General features: G+C 73.8%; 5 protein-coding genes. All 5 read left to right on the forward strand.

Annotated elements, in window-relative coordinates; translation table 11 throughout:
* Position 1: 1 nt before the first annotated feature.
* The 5 genes from AB0D94_RS10330 to AB0D94_RS10350 all read left to right on the forward strand — a co-directional run bounded on the left by AB0D94_RS10330 (position 2) and on the right by AB0D94_RS10350 (position 5,975).
* A complete protein-coding gene (locus AB0D94_RS10330) occupies positions 2-916 on the forward strand; it encodes a DMT family transporter (RefSeq protein ID WP_362048578.1) in 915 nt (304 codons plus the stop codon).
* A 53-nt stretch (positions 917-969) separates the two neighbouring features.
* Positions 970-2,034, forward strand: a complete 1,065-nt coding sequence (gene cobT, locus AB0D94_RS10335; protein ID WP_362048581.1) for a nicotinate-nucleotide--dimethylbenzimidazole phosphoribosyltransferase — start codon at positions 970-972, stop codon at positions 2,032-2,034.
* Positions 2,035-2,118: 84 nt separating this feature from the next.
* Entirely contained in the window at positions 2,119-4,014 is a 1,896-nt protein-coding gene (locus AB0D94_RS10340; protein ID WP_362048584.1) for a phosphatidylglycerol lysyltransferase domain-containing protein, read from the forward strand.
* A gap of 53 nt (positions 4,015-4,067) precedes the next feature.
* Entirely contained in the window at positions 4,068-4,721 is a 654-nt protein-coding gene (locus tag AB0D94_RS10345; RefSeq protein WP_362048587.1) for a hypothetical protein, read from the forward strand.
* Between the two features lie 78 nt (positions 4,722-4,799).
* On the forward strand, positions 4,800-5,975 hold the full coding sequence (locus AB0D94_RS10350; RefSeq protein ID WP_362048638.1) for a histidine kinase: 1,176 nt from the start codon (positions 4,800-4,802) through the stop codon (positions 5,973-5,975).
* Positions 5,976-6,117: the final 142 nt, after the last annotated feature.

Consider the following 6,117-nt stretch of genomic DNA (forward strand, 5'->3'; position numbering starts at 1 on the left):
TGTGGAAACCTCCAGCCCCGCCGGCGAGCGGACCGGCCTCCTCGCCTTCGCCGGGTGCGCCCTGCTGGGCGGCGGCAACGCGGTGGGGGTCAGGTTCAGCAATCGCGAACTGGACCCGCTGTGGGGCGCGTCGGTGCGGTTCGGCGCGGCCGCGGTGCTGCTCCTGCTGGTGACGGCCGTCATGCGCCTCGCGCTGCCGCGCGGGCGGGCACTGGCCGGCGCGGTGCTGTACGGGGTGCTCAACTTCGGGGTGACCTTCGCGCTGGCCTACTACGCGCTGGTGCACATCCACGCGGGTCTGGGGCAGACGCTGCTCGCCCTGGTCCCGCTGGTGGCGCTGCTGCTGGCGGTCGCGCAGCATCAGGAACGCTTCCGCAGGTCCGCGCTGGCGGGCACGCTCGTCGCGGTCGCCGGGGTCGCGCTGGCCTCCCGGACGCCGTTGCAGGGCGATGTTCCGGTGCTGTCCCTGCTGGCGATGCTGGGCGCCGTGGTGTCCTTCGCCGAGGCGACCGTACTCGTGCACCGCCTGCCGCCGGTCCACCCGGTGACGATGAACGCGGTGGGCATGACGGCCGCGACGGTCGTGCTGGTCGCCGGTTCCTTCGCCGCGGGCGACAGCTGGCGGCTGCCCGACCGGACGGCGACCTGGTGGGCGCTGGCCTACATGGTCGTGGCGGGTTCGGTACTGACCTTCGTCTTCTATCTGGTGGCGGTGCGTCACTGGGGCGCGTCCCGCGCGGCGTACGTCTTCGTCGTCATCCCGCTGGTCACGATCACGCTCTCGGCCTGGCTCGACGACGAGGAGCTCACGGCGGGTCTGCTGCTGGGCGCGCCCCTCATCATGCTGGGCGTCCATCTCGGCGCCCTTCGGCCGGGCCGCCGACGGTCGGGCGGGGGCCGTGCGGGGGCTGGTTGAGCGGCTCGGAGAGGGGGCTTGGGCAGGGCCTCACCGGCTGTACGCTCTGGCAGATGAGCACGCTGAATCTCGACGACTTCTCCGATCTGATCGAGCGCCCCGACGGGGGCGTCCGGCGTGACGCCGAGGACCGCCGTGAACGCCTCGCCGTGCCGCCCGGCGCGCTGGGCCGGCTCGACGACCTCGCCGAGTGGCTCGCCGCCGCGCAGGGGCAGGTGCCGGTCAAGCCGATCGAGCATCCCCGTGTGGTGCTGTTCGCCGCCGACCACGGGATCGCCTCCAACGGCGTCTCCGCCCGGGCCGCCTCCAGCGGCCACGAGCTGGTGCGCGCGGTGCTGGAGGGGACCAGCCCCGTCGCGGTGCTGGCCGGCCGGTTCGGTGCGGGCGTACGGATCGTCGACGCCGGGCTGGACTGCGACCCGGAGCTGCTGCCCGAGGACGTGGTCCGCCACCGGATCCGGCGCGGCAGCGGGCGGATCGACGTCGAGGACGCGCTGACGGCCGAGGAGGCCGAGGCCGCGCTGCGGCTCGGGATGCGCATCGCCGACGAGGAGGCCGACTCCGGAACGGACCTGGTCGTCCTCGGTGACCTCAGCGTCGGCGGGACCACCGTCGCCGCCACCCTCGTCGCCGCCATGTGCGGAACCGATGCCTCCGTGGTGACCGGCCGGGGCGGGCAGCCCATCGACGACCTGGCCTGGATGCGCAAGTGCGCGGCGATCCGCGACGCGCTGCGCCGGGCCCGCCCGGTCCTCGGCGACCAGGTGGCGCTGCTCGCGGCGGTCGGCGGTGCGGACGTGGCCGCGATCACCGGCTTCCTGCTCCAGTGCGCGGTGCGCCGTACGCCGGTCATCCTGGACGGCGTGGTCTCGGCGGCCTGTGGCCTGGTGGCCCAGCGGGCCGCCTTCCGGGCCCCCGACTGGTGGCTGGCCGGGCAGGCGAGCGGCGAACCCGGCCAGGCGAAGGCACTTGACCGGATGGCGCTCAACCCTCTGCTCGATCATGGCGTCACAGTGGGTGAAGGTACTGGGGCCTTGCTGGCGCTGCCCCTGGTCCAGGCGGCCGCCGCACTCGCGGCGGAACTCCCGGAGCGGACGGCGCCGGAGCCGACGGAATGAGCCACCGGGACCCGCGGCCCTGACCAGGCCGTGGCCCCCGGACCGCCCACGCAGGTACGGCGCCGCCCCATATGATCGCTTTTTATGGGAGAGGTCCGTTTGACCAGCGCAGAGACCGCCCGGGGCACCGCACCGGTACCCGGTCAGGCATCCGGCAGGAAAGAGACCGGCGGCGACCCCGCCGGCAAGGGGGCGGGGGGCGGCCGGGAGACCGGCAGGGGGAGCACCCGCTCGCGACGGGGGGCCGCGTTCGCGGTCTGGTACCTGCGTGCCGTCACCTTCGTCAACTTCCTCAGCGCGGTGTGGCTTTCGCTCGGGCAGGACCTGCGCCGGCACAACACCGCCGACTTCTACACCCCGTACCTGCTGACGGCGGGCTTCGCCTCCGGACTGTTCTCGCTGCTGCTCGCCGTCACCATGGGCCGGCGCAAACGCGCCGCCTGGATCCTGAACCTGGCGGTGAGCGGCGCCCTGCTGCTGGCCTTCGCCGTGGCGGCCTTCGCGCCCTGCACCGGCGGCCGGTGGAACATGTGCTACCCGGAGTTCCGGGACCACGTCCAGAACTGGGTCTCCCTCGGCCTGACCGCCGCCTTCGTGGGCGCCCTGCTGGTGGGCCGACGGGAGTTCTACGCCCGGGGCGACCGCTCCAACCCCGCCCTGGCCACCGTCGTGGCCGCCGTCGGCCTGCTGGTCACCTCGCTGGTCGCGGCTCTGCTCGTCGGCGCCACCAACACCGACCCCGACGCCTCCGACGCCACCTTCCTGGCCCGCTGGCGGTACGGCGTGATGCGGCTGGTCACACTGGCCCCGGACGACCGGATCCACAACGCCATCACCCCGCCGGGCTGGGTGGACGTCTTCATCAACTTCATGTCGATGGTGCTGCTCCTCGCCGTGCTCTTCGCCGCCTTCCGCTCGCGCCGCGCCGTCGACCCCATCACCGAGGAGGACGAGGCCCGGCTGCGGGCGCTGCTCGCCAAGCAGGGCGACCGCGACTCGCTCGGCTACTTCGCGCTGCGCCGCGAGAAGTCCGTCGTCTGGTCCCCCACCGGCAAGGCCGCCGTCACCTACCGCGTCGTCGGCGGGGTCTCGCTGGCCTCCGGCGACCCGATCGGCGACCCCGAGGCCTGGCCCGGCGCCATCGAGCCGTGGCTGGCCGAGGCCCGCGAGCACGGCTGGGTGCCCGCCGTGATGGGCGCGAGCGAGGAGGCCGGGCAGATCTACGCCCGGCACGGCCTGGACGCGCTGGAGCTCGGCGACGAGGCGATCGTCGAGACCGACGAGTTCACCCTGGAGGGCCGCGCGATGCGGACCGTCCGCCAGGCGTACAACCGCGTCAAGCGGGCCGGGTACACGGTCCGGATCCGCCGCCACGCCGACATCCCGGCCGAGGAGATGGACGAGCTGCTGCGCCGCGCCGACGACTGGCGCGACGGGGCGACCGAACGCGGCTTCTCGATGGCGCTGGGCCGCCTGGGTGATCCCGCCGACGGCCAGTGCGTGATGCTGGAATGCACCGACGGCAAGGGCGATCTGCGCGCCGTGCTGTCCTTCGTACCGTGGGGACCCAAGGGGCTGTCACTGGACCTGATGCGCCGCGACCGGGACTCCGAGAACGGCCTGATGGAGTTCATGGTGATCGAACTCCTGGAGCGCTCGAAGGAGATCGGGGTCACCCAGGTCTCGCTGAACTTCGCGATGTTCCGGTCGGTCTTCGAGCGCGGCTCCCGGCTCGGCGCGGGTCCGGTGCTGCGGATGTGGCGCTCGCTGCTCAGCTTCTTCTCCCGCTGGTGGCAGATCGAGTCCCTCTACCGGGCCAACGCGAAATACCGGCCGATCTGGGAACCGCGGTTCATGCTCTTCGAGAAGAGTTCGGACCTGCTGCGGATCGGTGTCGCGGCGGGACGGGCGGAGGGCTTCCTGGAGGCCCCCGGCCTTCCGAAGTGGCTGCACCGCAGACACCTGGAGACCCGCCGTTGACAGCGCGGAGCACATCCTCGTTCCGGCGGTTCGCCCGCCGTGAGTGGGGGCCGATGTTCTGGACCGTCCGGGACGCCCTCGCCCGCGAGAAGTGGCGCGCCGTCCCGATGACCCTCGGCGCGGTCTGCCTGACCTCGGTCTTCCAGATCGTGCAGAACACCTCCTGGGGCTTCCAGCCGGTCCAGGACCTCGGCTCGGTCAGGGCGGTGGACCCGTTGTGGCTGGCCCTCCTGCGGACCCCGCTGTCGCTGTTCGTGCCCGCACTGGACCTCCCGGTGTGGGGGGCGCTCGCACAGATCCTGATCGTCTTCGGGATCTCGGAGATCTGCATCGGCTGGTGGCGCACGCTGCTGATCGGCTACGTCGCCACCCTCGCGGGGACCACGTACGCGCGGATCGGGCTGGCGCTGGGACCCGGCCATCCGCTCGGCCTGCCCGACTCCGACCGCGTCGTCAACGACACCGGCCCCTCGGCGGCGGTGGTGGGGCTGGCCATCTACGTCTGCTGGCGGTACCGGGCGTACCTGACCGGCGCCCTGGTGGTCCTGGCCATGATCGGCGAGGTGCTGGTCAAGGACAACCTTGCGGGCAAGGAGCACCTGGCGGCGATCGCCGCGGTGATGGCGGTGTGCCTGGTCCGGGCCCGGTGGGGTCCGGCGCCCGCCCGCGTCCCGCTCCGGCGGCCGCCGCCGGTGGACACCGTCTGAGGAGCGGCTCGCCGGTCAGGCCGTACCGTATCCGGGGTGACGACAGACCTCGGGCCGTTCGCGGCCACCCGGCAGTGGATGCGGGCCCACCCGCTGGCCACCGATGCCGTGCTCGCGGCCGGGGCGTTCGTCTCCATGGTCGTCGGATCCTTCGCCGATCCGCACGGGCCGCACGGGCCGACCTTCGGGACCCGGAACCCCGATCCGCTCTCGCTGCTGCTGATGCTGCTCGGCGCGGCGGCCCTGGTGTTCCGGCGCCGGCAGTCCCGCACCGTGCTGGCGGTCACCTGCGGGCTCTCCCTGCTGGAGCTGACCACCGGCGAGCCCCGGGCGCCCGTCGCCATGTGCACGGTGATCGCCCTGTACACGGTGGCCGCCCGCACCGACCGGCCCACGACCTGGCGGATCGGGCTGCTCACGATGGCGGGGCTGACGGGCGTGGCCATGCTGGCCGGACCGCTGCCCTGGTACGCGCAGGAGAACCTCGGGATCTTCGCCTGGACCGGGATGGCCGCCGCAGCCGGTGACGCGGTGCGCAGCCGGCGGGCCTTCGTCGACGCCATCCGGGAGCGCGCCGAGCGGGCCGAGCGGACCCGGGAGGAGGAGGCCCGGCGGCGGGTCGCCGAGGAGCGGCTGCGGATCGCCCGGGACCTGCACGACGTGGTGGCCCATCACATCGCCCTGGTCAACGTGCAGGCGGGAGTGGCCGCGCACGTCATGGACAAGCGGCCGGACCAGGCCAAGGAGGCCCTCGCCCACGTACGGGACGCCAGCCGGTCGGCGCTGAACGAGCTGCGGGCCACGGTCGGGCTGCTGCGGCAGTCCGGTGACCCGGAGGCGCCGACCGAGCCGGCCCCCGGGCTGGCCGTACTGGACGAGCTGGTGGACACCTTCCTGCACGCCGGGCTGCCGGTGCGGGTGATGCTCCAGCTGGGCGGCGGGGAGGGCCCGTTGCCCGCGGCCGTGGACCTGGCGGCGTACCGGGTGATCCAGGAGGCGCTGACCAATGTGCGCAAGCACGCCGGTCCGGGGGCCAAGGCCGAGGTCAGCGTGGTGCGGGTCGGGTCCTCGGTGGAGGTGACCGTACTGGACGACGGGGGCTCCGCGGCGGACGGGGCGCCGGAGCCGGCCGAGCCGGGCGGGGGCCACGGCCTGCTCGGCATGCGCGAGCGCGCGACCGCCCTGGGCGGGTCCTGCTTCGCCGGGCCGCGCTACGGGGGCGGCTACCGCGTCCACGCGGTCCTGCCGCTCTGACCGAACCCGACGGGGTCCCGCTGCGCGGAGCTTCCGCAGGCGCGCCCTCCCAGCCTTGGCCGGGGCACTCCAGCCTCGCCGGCGTTTGAGGCGCGGGGTCTGGGGCGGAGCCCCAGGAACCCGGCTCCGCCGGGCACCGGGC

It is taken from the genome of Streptomyces sp. NPDC048255 (assembly GCF_040652415.1).
In the GTDB taxonomy this organism is placed as follows: domain Bacteria; phylum Actinomycetota; class Actinomycetes; order Streptomycetales; family Streptomycetaceae; genus Streptomyces.